Here is a 21,678-nt window from a genome sequence, read left to right as displayed (position 1 = left end):
GCAAATGGGAATGATTGCCGTTTTGCATACTTGGGGACAGCAATTGAGCTTGCATCCGCATCTGCATTGCATTGTTCCGGGCGGTGGCGTGGACAAAAACGGACAATGGAAAAATAGTCGAACCGATGGTAAATTTCTGTTTCCAGTCAAGGCGTTGTCTAAAGTTTTTAGGACAAAATATTGTGAAAAGCTCAAGGCAAAAAACCCGATCGGCTACGAGCAAATCCGTCAGGAATTATGGCAGAAACCGTGGGTCGTTTTTGCCAAACGTCCTTTTGGAAGTCCAAAATCGGTGGTGGAATATTTGGGAAGATACACTCACAAAATTGCCATTAGTAACCACCGAATCAAAAATATTGATGGGCAGAATGTCACTTTTGACTACAAGGATTATCGAATGGCGGGAGCTAAAAAGCAAATGACACTTACGCATCGGGAGTTTATCAGGCGGTTTGCATTGCATATTTTGCCCAAGGGATTTGTCAAGATTCGTCATTACGGTTTTTTGAGCAGTACTTGGAAACGACAAAAACTCAAACTTTTGCAGGAGAAACTCCAAGTGAAAGTACTGGAAAAAGCAGAAAGAAAGCCTTTTTTACCCAAATGTCCTTGTTGTAAAACAGGCAATTTACACCGAATAGCGGTTTTTGATCAGCGCGGTCCGCCTGCTTGGTATCTTGGCGGTAGCCAAAACCCAATTACCTGTAAAAGCTAAATTATGGGTAAGGGCAATTGTGCCCAAAAGTGAAGGAAAACACCAAAAAAACCAATCTGAAACCACTCCAAAAAAAAAGGATGCAAAATCCTTTTGATATTCTATCCAAAAACTTTACGAAAACTCCATAGTGTTAATGGCAGGTACTCCGGTTCCGTTCAACACGGGTTCCTATGTAAAGCAACTAAAGTTATCAACAACTTTTATAAACTGAGCGATATGTCGTTATTTTTTGAGTATAAAAATGCCGTTTCAACAGCTTGTTGAAAAAGTTGGAAACAACTTTTTGTCCGCCGAAGGCTTAGGACATGAAAAAGTTGTTCTAACTTTTTCAATAATGCCACGAATAATTTTCTACTCTTTTATTCCATATTTTTTCTTTTGGTAATCTTAAATCTCAAGCTCCTATTTGTGGTCTAAACTAATAGCCACCAGCACCGGTTTGGTTGTAAGATTGATAAAAAATAGCTGCCTGCTTCATGATGTAGCTTGTCTATTTTGCAACTACCACCTGTGTTTTGCAGTCTATTTCTCTTGTTGTATTGTGAGACTTTTAAGATGATTTTGTATTATCTTTTTAGTTTTTAGTTTTTTTTAAAGAAAATCAGCTACCTGCTTGGCGATGCGGCTTCCAATGGAGTTGGATCGGCACCGTGTTTTGAAGTTGAATTTTCTGGTGTTTTAGGCTGACTTTTTTTCATTTTTTTCTAAAACTAAATTCACATTTACTTGATAGGGTGTTTGTTTTTTGATGACCGACAAAATTCTTCGAGTCATTTTATGACTCACTTTCACAATAATATTTTTTACGTTTTTTCCGTGATGTTTCCTATAATACTGTTGCATCTCGGCATCTTTCCGTATCGCTATCCATGCGGCTTCTATAAGATAACTTCTCAGTTGTGAGCGACTTCTAGGAGTTATTCCTAAACATTTTTCGCCTCCGCCACTGTTGTACATTCCAGGAACAATACCCACAAAACTGGCAAATTGTCCTTCAGTATTAAAGCGTCGCAAATCGCCACATTCGGCAATAATTACCGCTGACAAATAGCCTCCAATTCCCGGAATACTTTTCAATAAATAATAATCTGTTTTATGTTCTTTGCGACAATAAGCACGCATTTGATTCGCTATTTCTAAATATTCAGATTTGATAAATTTGAACATTCTTATTTTTCCTTGCATTGCCAAATCACCGCAATTAGTGCTGAATTTCAAATTTTCAAGCCATTCTATAAATCCATTTGCCCAATTAGAATTGTCATATTCTGCTGGAATTTCGATACCATGGAAAAGCAATAAACTCTTGATATGGGACTTTGTTTGACGCAATTTTTTTGTAACTTGAGTACGATGACGCGCCAAGGAAGTAAACTGATCTTCGGCTTCGGTTGGAATATTTATACCAATTAAAGTGGCTGCTTTGAGTTGATTAGATAAATTTTTAGCGTCAAGAGCATCTGTTTTTTGGTATTTTTGCTTGTCGCCTGTTTTTACGTCAGCAGGATTTACAACCAATACATTCCAGCCCAAATTCAAGAAATAGCGAGCCACGGAAAAGCCACAACAGCCTGCTTCATAAACCAAATTCACTTCATGTTTTGGGAAATTCTTCTCTACATAATCAAACAAATCCGATGATTTTGATGGCATAGAATAAGTTTTATGGAAAAAAATATCCGTTTGAATAGAAACAGTCCATGTTTTTTTGTGGATATCCAAACCAATATATATCTTTGGATTTGCAGTAATTTGAGTATTCATAATGATTAAAGATTTGGCAGCCATTTTTTGGACTGCAGTTAATATTTAACGATTTTTATTTGATGCTCAAATTTACTGCTTTTACATAGGTGCTTCTTTGTTCGTGCTTCGCACGCAACGAAACCCTAGCTGTTCTAGCTGTTCTAGCTGTTGTAGGTAGTGTTTTTATTAATATAGTTTTGGTTCTTTCATTCCTTGTTTTAAAAAATAATCTTTATTCATTTCAAAATGACTTGTCGTCATCCAATTATAATATTCTTTAAACGGAGGTAAATTATATTTAATTCTCAAATTATCAACATTTAATGAATCAAGTAATCCGTTCTTTGGAATTGCTTGTCCTACTTTATTGTAAGTAACTTGCGAACCAAATCTCTGCTTTTGGTTTAGGTTAATTGAAATTCTGTCTTCAAGCATTGCATAATTAGATTTTTCTGCGTTATTTTTCTCGATTTCTTTTCCTAATTCTTTAAGCATTTTCTGTTGGAACTTAATATCATTGTCAGCGTGTTGGATAGTAATCCAAAATTTTTTCGAGTATTCTTTACCAATCTTATCATATCCAAAATAACCATATTCTGAATATAATTTTTTAATTTTTTTTTGATTATCAAGACCAACACTATCTCTTTTCATTTCAAAAATTTTCCACGCTTCTTTTTTCTCAAATTTTTTAAATAGGTCTTCAGAAGGAGTTCCTGTACTATATTTTTGGTCAATATTAAATATGTAATCCAGTTCGGAAGTTATTTTTTCTTTTTCTAAATTCGATATTTCTTTAGTTGAATTACAACTAATCATAACTAAAATTAAGAAAATTAATGCTTTTTTCATATAATTCGATTTTTTTGGCAACATTGCCTACAACTTGTATATATACGCCACTCGCTTACTCATATACAGCTAATTTGGACGTATACACGCCATAAGAGGCTTTTTTATTGTTGCGCTAATTTATAATTTTAATCCCTATAGTGTGTCAAATGGCGAAATTATTTTCTGAATACTTTTCGTACTTACATGGGTGTATATTTCGGTAGTTTTACTGCTGCTATGCCCTAAAATTTCTTGAATGTATCTCAAATCGGTTCCCGCTTCCAGTAAATGGGTTGCATAGCTATGGCGTAACCAGTGTAATGTTACCGGTTTATTAATTTTAGTTTTCTCTAAAGCTTGTTTTAATACGTTTTGTAAACTTCTCGCAGTATAGGCTTCTCCTGCTATTTGTCCTTCAAAAAGATATTTTGTTGGTTTAAATTCTTTGTAATAGTCACGAAGCATTGCTATAATAAGTAAACTCAAAGGGGCAATTCTGTCTTTATTGCCCTTTCCTGATTTTATTATGAGCACGCCTCTTTTTGAATCGATGTTTTCTGGTTTTAAATTTAATAAATCGCCACATCTTAAACCACAACTATAGATTAAGCAAAGCATTGCTTTATGTTTCTTGTTATTTAATGCATAAAGTAAATCTTTAATTTCCTCTTTACTTAAAACATTCGGCAAAATGTGTCCTCTTTTTGGTCGATGAATTTTATCGACTTCCATTTTAATATTTTGTATCGTTCTGAAAAATAGTTTAATGGCATTAACAATTTGGTTTTGATACGATGCCGATAAATTGTTCTTTAAAATAAATTCATTATTGTAAATAATCACATCCTCGTTTGTAATTTCGGTAATTTGCTTTTCACGGTAAAATATTAAAAATGATTTTAGCGCTTCGCTATAGGTTTTTATCGTGCTGGGGCTATATCTTTTGGACGATAGCCATTGGATGAATTTTTCTATATGAGCAATTCCTTCGGTTGAAGGGAACGAATTTGCAAGCGACTCTATTTTAAAGCGTTCTCTGTTTTCGATTGTATCGGGAATATGCCAAACAGTTTTTTGTTGGCTCCATCGGGCACCATCCACTTGTTTGATTCGTGCAATTAAGTCAGTATTTTTTTTCAAAATAAACAGCGATTCTGTTCTCGTTATTGTGTTTAATGGGTTTTGCTGTCCAGATCATATTATTAATTTTGTGAACTAAAGATAATTATTATTTTAATAAGGGATGTTTTATTATAGTATTGATTATTGGGTTATTGAAGCTATCATTATTATTATATGACAGTCCGCAATATGTTCCAAAGGATAAAATAGGACACACAGATAACACGGATTGAACGGATTTTGCACAGATTTAAATAACAGTTTGATTCACCAAGTAAAAAAATCCGTGTAAATCGGTATAATCTGTACAATCTGTGGGCTAATATTTATGCTTTATAAATGTACAAACGACGAAAATTGTATTCGAAATGATTTTAGTCCGCATTACGGATAGTCATATATTATTATTGCGTGAAGGATGGCAGTGAAAATCCTCCCGATTTTTCTTCGGGAGATTACTTCACCTAGTCGTTATTTTTAATAGGTGTTCAGTGAACTTCGTTTGCAACGTACAGCCTGACCTTGTTGCTGAAAAAACAGTGTGTTTTATACAATAGTACTGCAACGAGGGCACGCCCATAAAAAAAATCGTATTGTAAAATAACGAGACAAATTTTGCTTGAATGTTGTTCGGTTGCTATTCTATTGCTGAAACAGATTTGAACTTTTTCATATGATGATTGGAGATCATTTCATTGATGATTGGGGGCAACAACTTGTCTGCCAGCAAAAATAATTTGTTGATTCGTCCGGGTATAATAATCTCTTTTCGGTTTAATAAACCTTTAATGGCTATTGGCGCGACGTCTTCCGGGTCCATTATTGACATGCGCAACAACCAGTTATTTGATTTATTGGTCGCCATAACGGATGCATTTGTGTTCATACCGCCAGGGCAAATTACACTTACATTTATACCATCAGATCTCAATTCCCTACGCAGGCTTTTTGAAAAGAAATAGATATACGATTTGGTGGCTCCATACACTTGTTTTTTTGCCAGAAAAAAGAAACTGCACAGGCTGCCTACATTTAAAATATGGGAAGGTTTATTACTCTTTAACATGTCAAGAAACAGGCTGGTGAGCAGGGTAGTGGCAATCACATTTAATTTTAGCTGCTTTTGATAAAAAGAGACACTTCCTTCGCTGAATAACATGGTGCTTCCTATTCCTACATTATTGATGAGCATATTTACGGAGAGCCGAAGTTGCTCTACTTCTTTAAATACCCAAATGCAATTCTCTTCAATTGTAAGGTCTTTTTCAAGAGCTATTACATCAACTTTGTATTTTTGTTTTATGAATTCGGCCAGCGCATAAAGTTTAGAGTCGGGTAGTGCCACAAGGATTAGATTCATCTTTCTATTGGCACACTCTATTGCCAATGCTTTTCCAAATCCTTCACTGGCTCCCGTTATCAAAGTATAAAAATGGTTATGCATGGGATTGATTTTTTAAAAATTGGATTGTTTCTTGAAGCCCTTCTCTTAAAGGAGTAATTTGATATCCCAATTGACGGATTGCTTTCTCACTGCTAAAAATTTTGTTGCAGAAAATTTGTCGGATGCCTTTTTCTGTCACATAAGGTTCTTTATTGGTTGTTTTGTACTGTATCCATTGTAGCGCAGCCCATGTTTTTATAAAAAATTCATGTGTCTCTATAAGTCTGGCTTTTGTTCCCGAAAGAGAACGAACGGTTTGAAAAAAATCCAAAAAAGATATATTTTCTCCCCCCAGTATATATTTTTCTCCTCCTGTCCCATTAGCCATCGCAAGAATATGACCATTGACTACATCGTCAATATAACAGTAATTGGCTGTCAGGCTGCCTGGTTTGGGAATGAAGGTGAGATTCCCTTTGATGAATTTTTTTATTACCGTGTTTACACTGATAGGATGGGTTTCAATACCGGGACCAAATACTTTTGAAGGGGACACAATGACCGTAAACAATCCTTTATGGACATAATCAGTAACGAGGTTTTCGGCCAGGAATTTTGTGATATCATAGTCATTATCAAACGAAGTAATACGTGAATTATCTTCGCACATAGGCTCTTTCAAGGATGGTCCTATTACACTGCAACTACTGGTGAATACAAATTTTTTAACGCCCGTTTCAAGGGATTTTTCCAGCATATTACGAGTTCCCTCTACGTTTATTTCATGAAAAAGGCTGGGGTCTTTATCAAATATTTTTACCAGAGCAGCCGTATGATATACTTGTTCGCATTCCTTAATAGCAGCTGTGATGGATTGTTTGTCAGTAATGTCACCAGTAAAGGCCCGAATGTTTTTATGCATAGGAACATGGACTGAATCAGGGTTTCTGACCAATACATTTATGTCATTTCCACGTTCGGCCAGGGTAAGTGCAAGTTGATGTCCAACAAATCCTGTTGCGCCTGTTATTAAAATTTTCATAGTCTTGCTATTTTAGAGGGATATAAATAAGACCGATAAATAGTAAGTTCGTAAACTAATGAAACACCAATATGAAGAATGATAGCTGGCCATGCGGCATTAAATAGGATACTTAAAAAACAAACCAATATTCCAAAAGGGATGCAAGCTAACATCTCTTTTTTGCTGTTAAAAATGTGTAGTAATACATAAAGAAAAACATTTCCCGTAACAGCTGCATTTATTCCTATCCAACCGATACTGTCAAAAAGTAAAAAACCTCTAAACCATAATTCATAAACAAACAGGAATAAAACCCGGACGATGAAATAACTGATAAAAAAAGAGGAAGATAAATGAACAGTGCTTTTAGAGGGCTCTTGTGTTTTTTGGGAAGCATATTTACTTTGTTTGAATACAATGGTTAGGATTAGTATAAAAATTAAAATGTATAAGAAAACAAAAGAGCGGTCCAAGATTTCATTACCGATTAAAACTTTCCAAATGGAATGTTTCAACAGTACGATAGGAATAATCCCGATCCAAATTATTCCCATGATGTGAAAGCCGATAAGATTCCTTGGATTTGACGTGAAGATCCCTTCATCATTAATTAATCTTTGGCTATTGTTAATTTTACTTATCCAACTGAATAAAAAAAACGTAACATAACAAAAGAGATATACCATAATGTTTGTTGTTTGCATGGGAATTTTTTTAAGGTTCATGAATTATTTCAATTGAATAAAACGAATTGTTGATCTTTATTTTGGTGCAAATTCCACCTTCGTAATAAAAGCTATTACTGTTACCATCCGGAAGCTTGATTTTATATCCGCCATCATGCGTTTTCGTTACTTTGGTAAAGCATTGTTGTTTGTCACAATACACTAATTGTGTATCTATTGGTTCTAAAAAATACATGCTTAACAGGTTTGTACCAATAAAAGGGAAGCTTAGTTTTTCCTTTTCACCATTTTCCATTACTTCGTATTTATCCGTTACAAAGCTTGTTTGTTTATCCAGTTTTGTTATGCCGTTGGTTTTTCGGAATTGGGAAGAATGAATAAGTTTTCCATTTTCAAAAGTTGATGATTCTTTTACCGATACAGTAATCAAAAAAAAGAGATGGGTTTTTATTTCAGAAATCAATAGTAGGTTTGATTTATTGCCAACAATTTTTTTTTCAAGTTGCAATCTGCCAATATCATTTCCACCCCGTATTATTTTATAATTCAATTGTAGATTTTGAGCTTTTGATACTATTGAAACAAGGAACAAAAGACTTAACATAAAAATCGAAAAATTCCTATGGATATGGGTTTTTAAAAATTCGTTTATTTGTAAAATTTTCTTTACCCAAGTTTGGTTGTGGTATTTTTTTAATAAAATATAAATCAGAAACGGTATCATGACTGCTATTTTAAGTTGATGAATGATGTCTAACCTTTCAGCAAGACTAAAGAAGGTAACAATCGTTACAAATTTCATTCAATTCTAAAATTTCACTACTCATATGGCATTTGGTTATGCTTCCTTTTTTTTAGTAGCCGATGGTCGTCTACTATTTTGTGAGTTGGAATTGTCAAAAGCGGTTTGTCTGAATTAGTATTACTTTTGCTTGTCCATCTCCGCTATGTGTTTTTAAACGAGTATTTGCCCTGTTATAAGGACCATTAGTTTTGCTAATCAATCCGTTTTTTGAATAAGAAAGGACAAAAAATACACGTCTTAAACTATACTGCTAATTTACTAAAAAATAAATTTAAAAAACTCAAATAAAAATATTTTTAATTATTAAAGTATTGTTTATTAATGTCTTATGATTTGTTTTCGAGTGAATGTTAATACTGATAAAATCATTATTGTCCGATATAAATTTGGTATAGTCCCTACGGACAATTTATGGGTTTATAATTATTTTACTACCAATATATAACCCCTACGGGGTATGCTCCGTTAGGAGCTAAATGTTGGTAGAAAAATAATTGGGCCCCACCGTATGAAAATGTCCCGTAGAGACTATACTTGTTGAGATGTAACATCATTTACAGTTTATTACCGGACAACAATGTAACAAAACGCCAAAAATCAGTACTCATCAAAAATCCGTTTTGCCTCATTTTTTGGAATAAGACAAAACGGATTTAGTCTTTCAATTCATAATCAGCGCCCATCCTCAATAACTATCGGGTTGATCCCATTATTATTATTATTATTATTATTATTATTATTATTTAGGATTGAAGTTTAAAGGCTGAAAACGGGTCTATTGAATTTTAAATATTGATTCAATAGTAAAGTCTTCATTTTGTAATTGTTTTATTGTACGTAGCAGTTCGTTTTGTTAGCTAACCAAGTTTTTAATTTTTACTAAATGTTAATAAGTCTGTTCTGCCATTGACACCGATAACATCTCTTAATTTAATATAACTTTGAGATTTATCAATGACTTCCCATTCATTTATTGTTTCTACAAAATTTATTGGGGACGTTAAAGTAATATCGAATTTTAAATCTGATAAATTCTCGATATAACCATTAGTGTCTGTAATTGACCAGGTTCCGTTATAAGTATTTGTTCCGTCAGTGGCAGTTAACATGTTATTTGCTTCAAAACTAAAATTTAATCCGTTGAAATTAATTGTTTCATTGAAATCAGTGTCCCAATAAAAAGTTATTTTCAGAGTTCCATCAGTAACAACAATAGTAACATTATTTTTGTTGTCTATTGGAGTTATACCATTTAAATGATTACCGGTCTCTAAACCATCTAAACTGGGAGCGCAAGCAGGAGTAATTAAAATAATGATCAATACCGGCTTTAAGCTGAATTGTCTTAGTGTTTTCATAGTAAATAAATTAAATGATTAAATTTTAACATATTTCCATATAAATAGCGCGCAATACAATCAAATTTACGAATTAATATTAATTTATTTGTTAAAATATTAATATTTTTTTAATAGGATTGATGTTTTTTTATTTGATTAAAAAGCATAAAAAAATCCGACTTGCTTACACAAATCGGATTTTATAATAATGTAAAGACGCACTGCAGTGCGTCTCTACGCGTTGTTTATTTACAAATGAATTACTTCACCATACGCATCAGCCACAGCTTCCATAACGGCTTCGCTCATCGTTGGGTGTGGGTGAATTGATTTTAGGATTTCGTGTCCTGTAGTTTCCAGTTTTCGTGCCACAACTGCCTCAGCAATCATATCGGTAACACCAGCCCCAATCATGTGACAACCCAACCATTCGCCATATTTTGCATCAAAAATTACTTTTACAAAACCATCGGGTGTTCCGGCAGCTTTCGCTTTTCCTGAAGCTGAGAATGGGAATTTACCAATTTTCAATTCGTATCCTTTTTCTTTAGCTTGTTTTTCAGTCAAACCTACTGAAGCAATTTCAGGAGTCGCATAGGTACATCCCGGGACATTTCCGTAATCGATAGGTTCTACGTGAAGTCCCGCGATTTTTTCTACACAATTGATTCCTTCAGCCGAAGCCACGTGAGCCAATGCTTGTCCTGGTGTAACATCACCAATGGCATAATAACCCGGAATATTGGTTTGATTGTATGCGTTTACTAATATTTTATCTCTGTCAGTAGCAATTCCTACTTCTTCCAGTCCTATGTTTTCAATATTGGTTTTAATCCCAACAGCCGAAAGTAAAATCTCTGCTTCCAAAACTTCTTCTCCTTTGGCCGTTTTCACAAATGCTTTTACACCTGCTCCGGTAGTGTCAATTTTCTCTACGTTAGCGTTTGTCATGATTTTGATACCTGCTTTTTTCAATGAACGTTCCATTTGTTTTGAAATGTCTTCGTCTTCTACAGGAACTACGTTTGGCATGAATTCTACAATGGTAACCTCAGTTCCCATCGAGTTATAGAAATGTGCAAATTCTACTCCAATCGCTCCAGAACCTACAATAATCATAGATTTAGGTTGTGTAGGTAAAGTCATTGCTTGACGATATCCTATTACTTTTATACCATCCTGTGGTAAGTTTGGCAACTCACGAGAACGGGCTCCAGTTGCAATGATTATATGATCTGCACTGTATTCGGTAACTTTATTGTCTTTGTCTGTAACATCAACTTTTTTTCCTGGTTTTAGTTTTCCAAAACCATCAATCACGTCGATTTTATTTTTTTTCATCAAGAATTGAACCCCTTTGCTCATTCCGTCAGCTACACTTCGACTGCGTTGTACAACAGCTGGGAAGTCTTTATCAAATGATGAAACAGTCAATCCGTAATCAGAAGCGTGTTTTAGATAATCAAAAACCTGAGCTGATTTTAGTAACGCTTTGGTTGGGATACAACCCCAGTTCAAGCATACTCCGCCTAAGTTTTCTTTTTCAATCACGGCTACTTTAAAGCCTAATTGTGATGCTCTAATGGCTGTAACATAACCGCCTGGGCCACTTCCTAAAACTATAATATCGTATTTCATTTTTTAAGTATTTATTTTTTAGTTGTAAAAATGGAATTAGCAAAAGCCTATTTCATTTTTGTGTGTTTCTCTTATTTAATTGATTGGGCGAATTTAAGGATTTATTCTGTTTTGAGAAAGTTTCAATGAAATAAAGTAGTAAACTAACAAATTTTCAAAAAAACACCGTTATTTTAAATCGAATTATAGGATTGTTAATATTAGTATCTAACTTATTTTTTGCCACGAATTACACTAATTTGTCACGAATTTTTAATTAAAATTAAAAAATAATTAGTGATAATTAGTGTAATTTGTGGCTGTATTTTGGTTTAGGTCGTTAAAGGATAAGCATAAAAAACTTAATTAGCCACGAATTTAAAGAAAGTTGGGTACTTTGACAAATAGTTGCTAACTCAGAAAAACGTTGTCAACCGTAAGCAGATGAAATAGGTTCGCTAAAGCGAAATACTGATAAAAAACAGATTTTCCACAACACTAATCTGCTGAATCTGCAAAATCTGCGTGAAAAATTTTTAGCACGCAGATTCAGCAGATTTTATAGTGCCGTAATACTATTTCGAATTCTTAATACCAACCATTTGAAAAGAGTTAGATAGAATTCACGAATTTTTAATTGAATTTATAAAATTAGCGCCTTATCAACAAAAAAAACTTAGCGTCTTAGCGGCAAAAAAAACTTAACGGTAAAAAAAAATTACGCTCCTTACGTCAAAAACTTAGCGCCTTTGTGTCTTAGCGGCAAAAAACCTTTATAATCTTAGCAGTAAAAAAAACTTAGCGGTAAAAAAAACTTAATTAGCCACTGAGAACTGGGAATCATACAAGTTCTTGTAATACCCACTTTCACGGTTGATTAACTCTTGATGCGTGCCTTGCTCCACAATCAATCCTTTGTCCATCACCACAATTTTATCTGCATTGACAATGGTTGCCAGACGGTGTGCTATTACAATGGATGTCCTGCCTTTGGTAATGGTTTCGGTGGCACGTTGAATCAATTCTTCGGAATACGTGTCTATTGATGAAGTGGCTTCGTCCAGAATCAAAATACTTGGATTACTTACATACGCTCTCAAAAAGGCAATTAACTGGCGCTGTCCTGACGATAGCATTACACCGCGTTCTTTTACATCAAAATCATAATTATCAGGTAAACTCATGATAAAATCATGGACGCCAATTTTTTTGGCTGCGACCAAAACCTGTTCCCGACTTATAGCTGGATTATTTAATGTGATATTATTGAAAATAGTATCGGCAAAAAGGAAAACATCCTGTAAAACCACCGCAATTTGTGTGCGTAGGGAGCTTAAAGTGTAATGTTCGATGTTGTGATTGTCTATATAAATGGAACCGCTGTTGATTTCATAAAAACGGTTTAACAAGTTGATAATCGTTGATTTACCTGCGCCCGTAGAACCCACAATGGCGATAGTTTGTCCGGCATTTACCTGAAGGTCAATTCCTTTGATAACATCTTCTTCAGGAATATAACCAAAACGAACGTTTTCAAATTTTATATTTCCCTTAAAAATTGGCGCTTCAATAGTTCCTGTATCCTGAATTTGATCTTGGGTATCCAAAATATCAAAAACACGATTAGCAGCAATCATTCCCAGTTGCATCTCGTTGAATTTATCCGCAATTTGACGTAACGGATTAAAAAGCATTCCTATAAACATGGTATAAGAAAATAAATCTCCAAAAGTGGTAAAATTATCTCCGTTTAATATCTTGATTCCGCCATATAAGACAATAAATCCTAATGTCAGAGATGAAATAATATCAGCAATAGGGAAGAAGATGGAGTTGTAAAGAATGGTTTTTATCCAGGCTTTTTTGTGTTTGTCGTTGATGCTTTTAAATTTTTCATACTCAATATCTTCTCTGTTAAAGAGTTGTACAATTTTCATTCCTGTAACACGCTCTTGTACAAAGGAGTTCATGTTGGCAATTTGTGTACGCACTTCCTCAAAAGCCACTTGCATTTTCTTTTGGAATATTCGGGTGAAGAAAACCAGAATAGGCATAGCCACAATTACAATCCAAGTCAGCGTCCAGTTCATGTAAAACATAAAAATAAGCACAACAAACATTTTCATCAAGTCACTGATAATCATAAACAATCCCTGACTGAAAATTCGGGCGATAGATTCAATATCCGAAACGGAACGGGTTACCAGTTGGCCCACGGGAACATGATCAAAATATTTCATTCGGAAACTCAACAAGTGTTTGAATAATTTTGTTCGAATGTCTTTCACAATATCCTGACCCAGCCAGTTCGCCCAATACACAAAGTAAAATTGGGAGAATACTTCGAGTAAAAGTACTATTCCCATCAAGATTACATACATTAATAATCCCTGTTGGTCTTGGGTTGCAATGTAGCCATCGACCGTTTGTTTCAATAAATACGGACGCAATGCCGCAAAGATAGACAACGAGATGGCGAAAATTATTACACCGTTAAAACGCCATTGGTACGGTTTTGTGTATTGTAATATTCGTTTGAATAATCGGGTATCAAATGCTTTTGCTTTCATTTTTTTTTCTTTAAGCCTTATGCTTTATGCTTTAGGCATAATGCTTAAAGCTTGTAGCCTAAAGCTATAAATAATCGTACTCTATTTTGGTTAAATATAAGCCATGTGCCGGAACCGAAAAACCAGCTTTGTCTCTGTTTTTGCCTTCTATAATGGCAGTAAAATCCGCCAATGTAATCTTATATAAACCTATGTTAACCAATGTTCCCACAATGGCACGAACCATATTGCGTAAGAAACGATTTGCCGAAATCGTGAAAATCAGATTGCCGTTTTCTTGTTTCCAATAGGCTTCAAAAATCGTGCAGTCAAAAGTATTCACATCCGTATTTACTTTAGAGAAACATTGAAAATCAGTATGATTAAATAATAATTTTGCGGCTTCGTTCATTAAATCTACATCTAATTTTTGATGGAAATACCAACTTTGTTCTTGCAAAAACACATCTTTAAACGTGTTGATCTGGTATTCGTACGTTCTTTTTACAGCGTCAAAACGAGTGTGTGCTTCATCAGATACGGGAATTATGTCATAAACAACAATGTCTTTGGGTAAGTAGGAGTTGAGTTTGTGAACTAAATTTGGAATATCAAATGGCGTTTCAAAATCAAAATGAGCATACATTTCCTTAGCATGAACACCGGTATCTGTGCGTCCGGCTCCCATGAGATTGATCTCCGTATTCAATAACACCGAAAACGCTTTGTTCATCGTTTCCTGCACTGACGCAGCATTGGGTTGGTATTGCCAGCCGTGATAATGGGTTCCGTTGTATGCTAATTTTATGAAATATCTCAAGGTTTGTTTGTCGCAAAGTTTCAAAGTAGCAAAGGTACAAAGTTTTTATGTGGAGTAAAGGTTAAAAGTTTAGGTTGTAATTGGTTTTGTTTTAATAATAGGAGACTAAACTCAGCAACTTTGTACCTTTGCTACCTTGTACCTTTAAAATAATGAAAAAAATACTGCTCCTTTCGGATACGCACAGTCACATTGACGATACCATTTTAAAATATGTTGCGCAGGCTGACGAAGTTTGGCATGCGGGTGATATTGGTGATTTAGCTGTAACTGATGCGATAAAAAAATTAAAACCGTTGCGTTGTGTTTATGGCAATATTGATGACGCAAAAGCCAGATTGGAATTTCCTTTGCACAACCGGTTTATGTGTGAAGGTGTTGATGTTTGGATTACGCATATTGGCGGTTATCCGGGGAAATACAATCCCAATATTAAAGCGGAGATGGATGCGAATCCTCCAAAACTATTTATTTGCGGGCATTCTCATATCCTGAAAGTGATATTTGATAAAAAGCATAATTTATTACACATGAATCCCGGTGCGGCAGGAAAAAGCGGTTTTCATCAGGTGCGCACGATGTTGCGTTTTGTGATTGATGGGGACAAAATAAAGGATTTGGAAATTATAGAAATTGAAAAAAAGGGGTGATTTTTATTTATGTGCTATAGGCACAACGATATAAATCGAGGTTCCGGATTTTTGCTTGGAATCGATAGAAATGCCTCCTTTTAAGTTGTTTATCCTCGCCTGAATCTGATTGAGTCCAAAACCCTCAAGGATATGAAAATGAGCGGGATCAAAACCTTTTCCGTTGTCATAGACATGAATTTGCAATGTACTATTGTTTTCCTGAATGGTAATCTTTGCAGTGTTTGCCTGACTGTGTTTGGTTATATTATTCAATAGTTCGCTGATGATAAAATAAATTTTCATTTCAAATTCTTCATTATAACGCTTTTTTGTCGGTACCGGACTTGAATATTTAAATTGAATTACAGAGTTTGAATTTTTTTCGCATAAATCTTCCAGGGCATAAAACAAACCAAACCGTGCCAAAAGTGTAGGCATAAGTTCATGTGATAGATCACGAACTTTATCATGTGCTTCTACTAATATCGCTTTAGTTTTTAATATTTCTTGTGGTGGGGATTGATTTTGGGAAGTAAAAACATTTAAATGTAATCCGGCAGAAGACAGCAAAGCACTAATGTTATCATGTAAAAAAGAAGCAATTTTTTTTCTTTCCAATTCCTGTCCATTTATAGACGCGTTGATTATGTTTTCCTGAATTTTGCTTTGCAGGTCTTTGAGTTTATTGTTTTGTTTTAGTTTGGTATTCTGAAATAAAAAGTAAAAGAGAATGATGATTAAAAGCAATAACGAAATGACTACAAGGCTAATTTTTTTATTTTTAGACTGCTTTTCTAATAATAAATATTGTTTGGTTTTGTATTTGGTTTCTATGTTGTCAATCTCTCTTTTGTACCCATCGATTTCGAGATTAATTCCTGCAACATTGGCTTTTTTTAGTTTCTCTTCATAATTAAGTTCGGCTGTAATGGAGTTGTAAAGCGCCAGATTTTCATATGCTTTTTGAAATTTACCATTTTTTAATAAAAATTTGGAATATTCTTGGTGCGAAAAGGATAAATCTGATTTCTCATTCCCTTCATTTCCTAATCGTATAGCATTCTGGAAAAAGAAGTTGGCTTTTTCGATATCATTTTTATAACCATGATACATGCCGTTAAGCATGTTTAGTGCCACTAGAGTAGATGCATCACCATATTTTTTGTGGTATTGATTAATGTAATTTAAATAAGGTATTCCCTTGTCAAAATCACCAATGTCAAAATAGGCCCAAGCTATATTGAGTTTTGTAAAAACAGTTTGGCTAAAATCACTTGTTTTTTTACTGTATTCCAGTGATTTTTTATAACAAACAATTCCTTTTTCATATTGTTTTTTATCAAAGCAATAAATGTTCCCTAAATTATTATAAAGCCAGTTTTTTAATTGATTATTATTGGTTTTATTAGCATAAATTAAGCCTTTGTTGTAGTAAAAAAAGGCTTTGTCAAATTCAGTTAATTCATCAAAATTGGCGCCAATTGTGTTGTAAATTGAGGCTATAAGATTATCATCCTTAATAGCAATGGCATAATGTAAAGCGATTCTGGCTTTTATCAGAGATTTTTCAAAATGGCCCTTCTTCATGTATTGATTTGCCTCTTTTGCCAATTGCGTGATTTCTTTTTTAGAAGGCGTTTTTTCTTGAGCAAAAAAAACAGTACTAAAAAAAAGTAGCAGTAAAATGGACACTATATTAATTCGAAATTGAGACATAAAAAAGGACTTTTACTGCTTAATTTATGATTTAATCAAATTGTTTTTAATGGCATATTTGACTATGCTGATAGTATTCTTTGCTTTTAGTTTTTTCATTATGTTTTTGCGGTGCGTTTCAACGGTATTTGTACTGATAAACAGTTGCTCGCTAATTTCCTTACCGCTGTATTCTAATGAAATCAAAGTGATGATTTCCAATTCGCGTCCTGTCAAAATCGAATTTGAAACCGGCTCGTATTTGTTTAGTTTTGGATTGTTCTTTGTGAAAGAATTAAATATTTTTTCTCGAACTGGTTTGCAAAAATATTCTTCTCCTCTCGAAATTGCCTCAATGGCTTCGACGATATTTTCACCGGCACATTGTTTTGTTAAATAACCACTAGCACCAAGTTTCATGATTTCTTTTATCAATTTCAAGTCGTCATAACTGGAAAGAATAATAACCTTACAAGGAAATCCTTTTTCTGCGAATTCTTTAATGACCTCAATTCCATCTTTTTCAGGCATATTAATGTCCAATATGAGAATGTCAGATTTATTATTCGTAACATCATCATAAATGGTGCTTCCATTTAGCGAGAAACCCACCACTTCATAATTAGGAATGGTTTGCAGTAAAGTAGAGATTCCATCAATAAGTATTTGATGGTCGTCTGCTAGATGGATTCTGATTTTTGTTTTCATAATGGAATTACTAGGTCCAAATTTATAAAAATTAACGAGTCATTTAACAAGGTTTTTATTATTTTTAGAATATTATATGCATAAAAAAACCCGAACTGTTACATTCGGGCTTTCTCCGCACTAATAAATTAAGTTTATAGGTTTACCTCAATCTGTCCACAGATTTTACAAGATCTTCATCCTTTTTGATGGCCTTATTAGCCAAGACTAATAATACGATAGCAACTATAGGTAGAAACATCCCAATACCTTTCTCCGAAACAGCTAGTGTTTCTCCAGATAAATTTAGTGAACGATATACAAACAATCCTAATAAAATTAAATTTAATATGATGTTCAATCTGCCAATAACAAATTGATTTTGTCTTTTCTTATAAGATACAATACTCAATAAAGTCAGCGTAGTGCTTAACCCGAATAATACAACATACACTTGGTCTTGCATAAAAAAATAATCCGAACCGTTATTCATTGTCCATAAAGGAATGAAAAATGGTAAAATTCCTGTAACTACAAAAGCAAGAAATAAATAAATGGTTTGAATTCTTTGTATCATGGTTTGAATTTGTTCTACAAAAATATATTTTCTTTTTTATAAATGCTATTGTATGATTAAATTTTATTCGTATTATTGCATAACAATTCCGTAAGCACTTCATACTGCGGTTGATTCAAAATAAAAAAGTTTACTACCTATCTTTACAATTTTCCAAATTAATTAAACTCAAAGAACATTCATGTTTGATATTTCTGCATTAAAAGAAATGAAGCTATCTGAGCTTCAAGAAATAGCTAAATCAGCTAAAACCATAAAGTTTAACGGTGTAAAAAAAGAGACATTAATTAGTCATATTTTAGAGCATCAAGCGGCTAACGTTGATTCGATATTAGAAACAAAAAAGGAAAGTAACGTTGAAGACGATAAGCCTAAAAGAGCTCGAATCGTTCCTGTTAAAAAAGCAGCGATTCAAAAAACGGTAACAAATTCTCTTTTCGAAAAAGAAGAAACTGTAGTAGAAATAAGTACTCCAGTTGAAGCAAACCATCCGGTTGAAGTAATTACACCAGTTGAGGAAGTAAGTGAAATTACTGAAGCAGTAGATGCAGGAAAAAAAGTAGGTAAGATTATTAAATTTAATAAATCGGCCTACGAAAAGAAAATTGCTTTAAAAAAGGATAAGGATGAAGTAAAAGAAGCAACCAAAGAAAATGTAGAGGTTATAGATGTAGCAACTGAAGAAAAAACAGAAATTTCTGCTGCACCGGTAAAAAAAATAAACCCAAATCAATTGCATAAGCAGAATCCTAACCAGAACCAAAACGGGAGCGGAAATGGGAATCAAAATCCGAATTTTAAAAATAAGAAAAGTAATTTTGCTGCTTCTGATTTTGAATTTGACGGAATTATAGAAAGTGAAGGCGTTCTTGAAATGATGCCTGATGGATATGGTTTCTTACGTTCTTCAGATTATAATTATTTGGCTTCGCCAGATGATATTTATTTATCAACTTCTCAAATTAGATTGTTCGGTCTTAAAACCGGAGATACCGTAAAAGGAGTGGTTCGTCCACCAAAAGAAGGAGAAAAATTTTTCCCATTAGTAAGAGTTTTAAAAATAAACGGACACGATCCTCAAGTGGTTCGTGATAGGGTTTCATTCGAACATTTAACGCCTGTTTTTCCTTCAGAAAAATTCAAATTGGCTGAAAAGCAAAGCACTATTTCAACGCGAATTATCGATTTGTTTTCACCAATAGGAAAAGGACAACGTGGAATGATTGTGGCACAACCTAAAACAGGTAAAACCATGTTGCTTAAGGAAATTGCCAATGCAATTGCAGCGAATCATCCTGAAGTTTATTTGATTGTTTTATTGATAGATGAACGCCCGGAAGAGGTTACAGACATGCAACGTAGTGTGCGTGGTGAAGTAATTGCTTCCACATTTGACAGAGAACCACAAGAGCACGTTAAAATTGCTAATATCGTTCTTGAAAAAGCAAAACGCTTGGTAGAATGTGGTCATGATGTAGTGATTCTATTGGATTCGATTACGCGTTTGGCGAGAGCATATAATACGGTTCAACCAGCATCTGGTAAAGTATTAAGTGGTGGTGTTGATGCAAATGCATTGCAAAAACCAAAACGTTTCTTTGGAGCTGCCCGTAATGTAGAAAATGGAGGTTCGTTAAGTATAATCGCTACTGCTCTGACAGAAACTGGTTCGAAAATGGACGAAGTTATTTTTGAAGAATTTAAAGGTACTGGTAATATGGAGTTGCAATTGGATAGAAAAATTGCTAACAAACGTATTTTTCCAGCTATCGATTTAACTTCTTCAAGTACAAGACGTGATGATATGTTATTGGATCAAAAAACATTACAGCGCATGTGGATTATGCGAAAATACCTTTCGGATATGAACCCGGTGGAAGCGATGGATTTTATCAATGACCGTTTCAAGAAAACCAAGAATAATGAAGAGTTTTTAATCTCAATGAATGATTAATAATTTAGTTTAACGTTTTTTTAGTTTAAGGTTTGAAGTTGAAAAAAGATTGAACTAAGAAAATAATCCCATAAAAAAGTCCTCGATTTCGAGGACTTTTTTATGGGATTATTTTCTTAACCTTAAACCTTAAACCTTTTTAACTTCTTCTTTTCGTTCTAACAATGCCATATAGAATCCATCAAAACCAGATTCTGAAGCCAAGATTTTTTGGTCTTTAACAAAGTTGAATTGTTTACCGATATCAGTAGTCAAAAAACGGGCAATTTGTTCTTGATTTTCTGATGGTAATATGGAACAAGTGGCATACACTAATTTACCACCGGGTTTTACAATTTTAGAATAACTTTCTAAAACTTCCGATTGTACTTTACGGATGTTATCGATAAACTCTGGTTTTAATTTCCATTTGGCATCCGGATTTCTTTTCAAAACTCCTAATCCGCTGCAAGGGGCATCAATTAAAACACGGTCTGCTTTTTCGTGTAATTTTTTGATAATTTTAGTGGAGTCAATAATACGGTATTCAATATTGAAAGCACCGTCTCTTTTGGCCCTGATTTTTAATTGCTTCAATTTGCTTTCATACAAATCCATAGCGATTAACTGTCCTTTGTTTTCCATCAAAGAGGCAATATGCAATGTTTTTCCACCTGCACCGGCGCATGTATCAACGACACGCATTCCTGGTTTTACATCAAGGAAAGCAGCCACTAATTGGGAATTGGCATCTTGAACTTCAAAAAAACCTTGTTTAAAAGCGTCAGTTAGGAAAACGTTGGCTCTTTCTTTTAAAACTAAAGCATCTGGCTGATTTTTAAGCGTTTCTGTTTCAATGTTTAAATCCATTAAAATGGCGCGCAGCGCTTCTCTTGTTGTTTTAAGTGTGTTGACTCTTAGGATAACTTTGGCTGGTTGATTTTGAGCTGTTATTTCAGTTGCCCAAACTTTCTCACCTAATTCTTTAACTCCCAATTCATCCATCCAATCCGGAATAGATTCTTTTAAGGCTCTCACTTTTGAAAGCTCGTCAAAACGTCCTTTTATTTTTCTTTCCGGAGTTCCTTCCAGTTGACGCCAATCAGGAATAGGGTAGCCTCTTAAAACTGCCCATACAGAAAACATTCTCCAAAGATTGTCTCTGTCAAAAGGTTCTTTTACTTCGGCTATTTCTGCGTATAATCTTTTCCAACGTACAATTTCGTAGATGGTTTCGGCAACAAATTTTCTGTCAGAGCTTCCCCAACGTTTGTCTTTTTTTAAGGATCTTGCTACCACTTTGTCAGCATATTCGCCTTCGTTAAAAATGGCATTTAAAGCGTCGATGGTAGTATAAACTAAATTTCTGTGTAATCTCATTTTAAATAATTGAGGTGCAAAGGTACTATTAATTGATTGAATGTTATATTTTTAATAATGAATGTTGTTTTTAAATCTTTTGGCATAAAAAAACACTGTAATCAAAACAGTGTTTTTTAAAAATTTTTA

The 21,678-nt window shown here is 34.0% G+C and carries 18 protein-coding genes; 3 read left to right on the top strand and 15 right to left on the bottom strand.

All coding sequences use genetic code 11. The features are described 5' to 3' along the window. Positions 1–715 (top strand): transposase (locus tag ACNO7W_RS14855; RefSeq protein WP_417938714.1); only part of this gene is annotated, 715 nt, incomplete at its 5' end. Between the two features lie 681 nt (positions 716–1,396). Here the strand turns inward: ACNO7W_RS14855 and ACNO7W_RS14850 are convergent. The 11 genes from ACNO7W_RS14850 to truA all read right to left on the bottom strand — a co-directional run bounded on the left by ACNO7W_RS14850 (position 1,397) and on the right by truA (position 14,645). Then, positions 1,397–2,506: an IS110 family transposase gene (locus tag ACNO7W_RS14850; RefSeq protein ID WP_417938713.1), complete on the bottom strand. Its 1,110-nt coding sequence runs from the start codon at positions 2,504–2,506 to the stop codon at positions 1,397–1,399. A 144-nt stretch (positions 2,507–2,650) separates the two neighbouring features. Continuing rightward, the gene (locus ACNO7W_RS14845) at positions 2,651–3,316 is read right to left on the bottom strand and encodes a DUF6624 domain-containing protein (protein ID WP_417938712.1); all 666 of its coding nucleotides are present in this window, start codon (positions 3,314–3,316) and stop codon (positions 2,651–2,653) included. A 135-nt stretch (positions 3,317–3,451) separates the two neighbouring features. Then, entirely contained in the window at positions 3,452–4,438 is a 987-nt protein-coding gene (locus ACNO7W_RS14840; RefSeq protein ID WP_417938711.1) for a tyrosine-type recombinase/integrase, read from the bottom strand. Positions 4,439–5,057: 619 nt separating this feature from the next. Continuing rightward, on the bottom strand, positions 5,058–5,864 hold the full coding sequence (locus tag ACNO7W_RS14835; RefSeq protein WP_314895601.1) for an SDR family NAD(P)-dependent oxidoreductase: 807 nt from the start codon (positions 5,862–5,864) through the stop codon (positions 5,058–5,060). Next, positions 5,857–6,846 carry an NAD-dependent epimerase/dehydratase family protein gene (locus tag ACNO7W_RS14830; RefSeq protein ID WP_417938710.1) on the bottom strand — a complete coding sequence of 330 codons (990 nt, stop codon included), beginning with the start codon at positions 6,844–6,846 and terminating at the stop codon, positions 5,857–5,859. The genes ACNO7W_RS14835 and ACNO7W_RS14830 overlap by 8 nt, the downstream gene beginning before the upstream one ends. Continuing rightward, the gene (locus tag ACNO7W_RS14825; protein WP_417938709.1) at positions 6,843–7,532 is read right to left on the bottom strand and encodes a CPBP family intramembrane glutamic endopeptidase; all 690 of its coding nucleotides are present in this window, start codon (positions 7,530–7,532) and stop codon (positions 6,843–6,845) included. Before ACNO7W_RS14825 ends, ACNO7W_RS14830 begins: the two co-directional genes overlap by 4 nt. Before the next feature lie 10 nt (positions 7,533–7,542). After that, complete coding sequence (locus ACNO7W_RS14820) at positions 7,543–8,316, bottom strand: DUF6134 family protein (RefSeq protein WP_417938708.1); 774 nt, start codon at positions 8,314–8,316, stop codon at positions 7,543–7,545. Between the two features lie 872 nt (positions 8,317–9,188). Next, positions 9,189–9,677: a hypothetical protein gene (locus ACNO7W_RS14815; RefSeq protein ID WP_417938707.1), complete on the bottom strand. Its 489-nt coding sequence runs from the start codon at positions 9,675–9,677 to the stop codon at positions 9,189–9,191. 231 nt (positions 9,678–9,908) lie between these two features. Then, positions 9,909–11,297: a dihydrolipoyl dehydrogenase gene (gene lpdA, locus ACNO7W_RS14810; protein ID WP_417938706.1), complete on the bottom strand. Its 1,389-nt coding sequence runs from the start codon at positions 11,295–11,297 to the stop codon at positions 9,909–9,911. A 794-nt stretch (positions 11,298–12,091) separates the two neighbouring features. Continuing rightward, a complete protein-coding gene (locus ACNO7W_RS14805) occupies positions 12,092–13,846 on the bottom strand; it encodes an ABC transporter ATP-binding protein (protein ID WP_143388041.1) in 1,755 nt (584 codons plus the stop codon). A 64-nt stretch (positions 13,847–13,910) separates the two neighbouring features. After that, a complete protein-coding gene (gene truA, locus ACNO7W_RS14800) occupies positions 13,911–14,645 on the bottom strand; it encodes a tRNA pseudouridine(38-40) synthase TruA (protein WP_143388042.1) in 735 nt (244 codons plus the stop codon). 152 nt (positions 14,646–14,797) lie between these two features. Between truA and ACNO7W_RS14795 the strand changes: the two genes are divergently transcribed. Further along, positions 14,798–15,295, top strand: coding sequence for a metallophosphoesterase family protein (locus ACNO7W_RS14795; RefSeq protein WP_417938705.1), 498 nt, complete (start codon positions 14,798–14,800; stop codon positions 15,293–15,295). A gap of 3 nt (positions 15,296–15,298) precedes the next feature. Here the strand turns inward: ACNO7W_RS14795 and ACNO7W_RS14790 are convergent, their stop codons facing one another. From ACNO7W_RS14790 to ACNO7W_RS14780, 3 genes are all read right to left on the bottom strand, one after another. Then, entirely contained in the window at positions 15,299–16,993 is a 1,695-nt protein-coding gene (locus ACNO7W_RS14790; RefSeq protein ID WP_417938704.1) for a tetratricopeptide repeat-containing sensor histidine kinase, read from the bottom strand. Between the two features lie 24 nt (positions 16,994–17,017). Next, positions 17,018–17,680, bottom strand: a complete 663-nt coding sequence (locus ACNO7W_RS14785) for a response regulator (protein ID WP_417938703.1) — start codon at positions 17,678–17,680, stop codon at positions 17,018–17,020. Between the two features lie 142 nt (positions 17,681–17,822). After that, on the bottom strand, positions 17,823–18,236 hold the full coding sequence (locus ACNO7W_RS14780) for a DUF4293 domain-containing protein (RefSeq protein WP_143388046.1): 414 nt from the start codon (positions 18,234–18,236) through the stop codon (positions 17,823–17,825). Between the two features lie 181 nt (positions 18,237–18,417). On the opposite strand from ACNO7W_RS14780, the gene rho reads away from it, so the two are divergent. Next, positions 18,418–20,190, top strand: coding sequence for a transcription termination factor Rho (gene rho / locus ACNO7W_RS14775; RefSeq protein ID WP_417938702.1), 1,773 nt, complete (start codon positions 18,418–18,420; stop codon positions 20,188–20,190). A gap of 129 nt (positions 20,191–20,319) precedes the next feature. On the opposite strand, the gene ACNO7W_RS14770 is transcribed toward rho, so the two are convergent. Then, positions 20,320–21,549, bottom strand: coding sequence for an RsmB/NOP family class I SAM-dependent RNA methyltransferase (locus ACNO7W_RS14770; RefSeq protein WP_417938701.1), 1,230 nt, complete (start codon positions 21,547–21,549; stop codon positions 20,320–20,322). Positions 21,550–21,678: the final 129 nt, after the last annotated feature.

Origin of the sequence: Flavobacterium sp. ZB4R12 (assembly GCF_048276375.1) — a bacterium.
Taxonomy (GTDB): Bacteria; Bacteroidota; Bacteroidia; order Flavobacteriales; family Flavobacteriaceae; genus Flavobacterium; species Flavobacterium gawalongense.
Note: the sequence above shows the minus strand (reverse complement) of the source record. Positions and strands in the feature narration are given on the sequence as shown.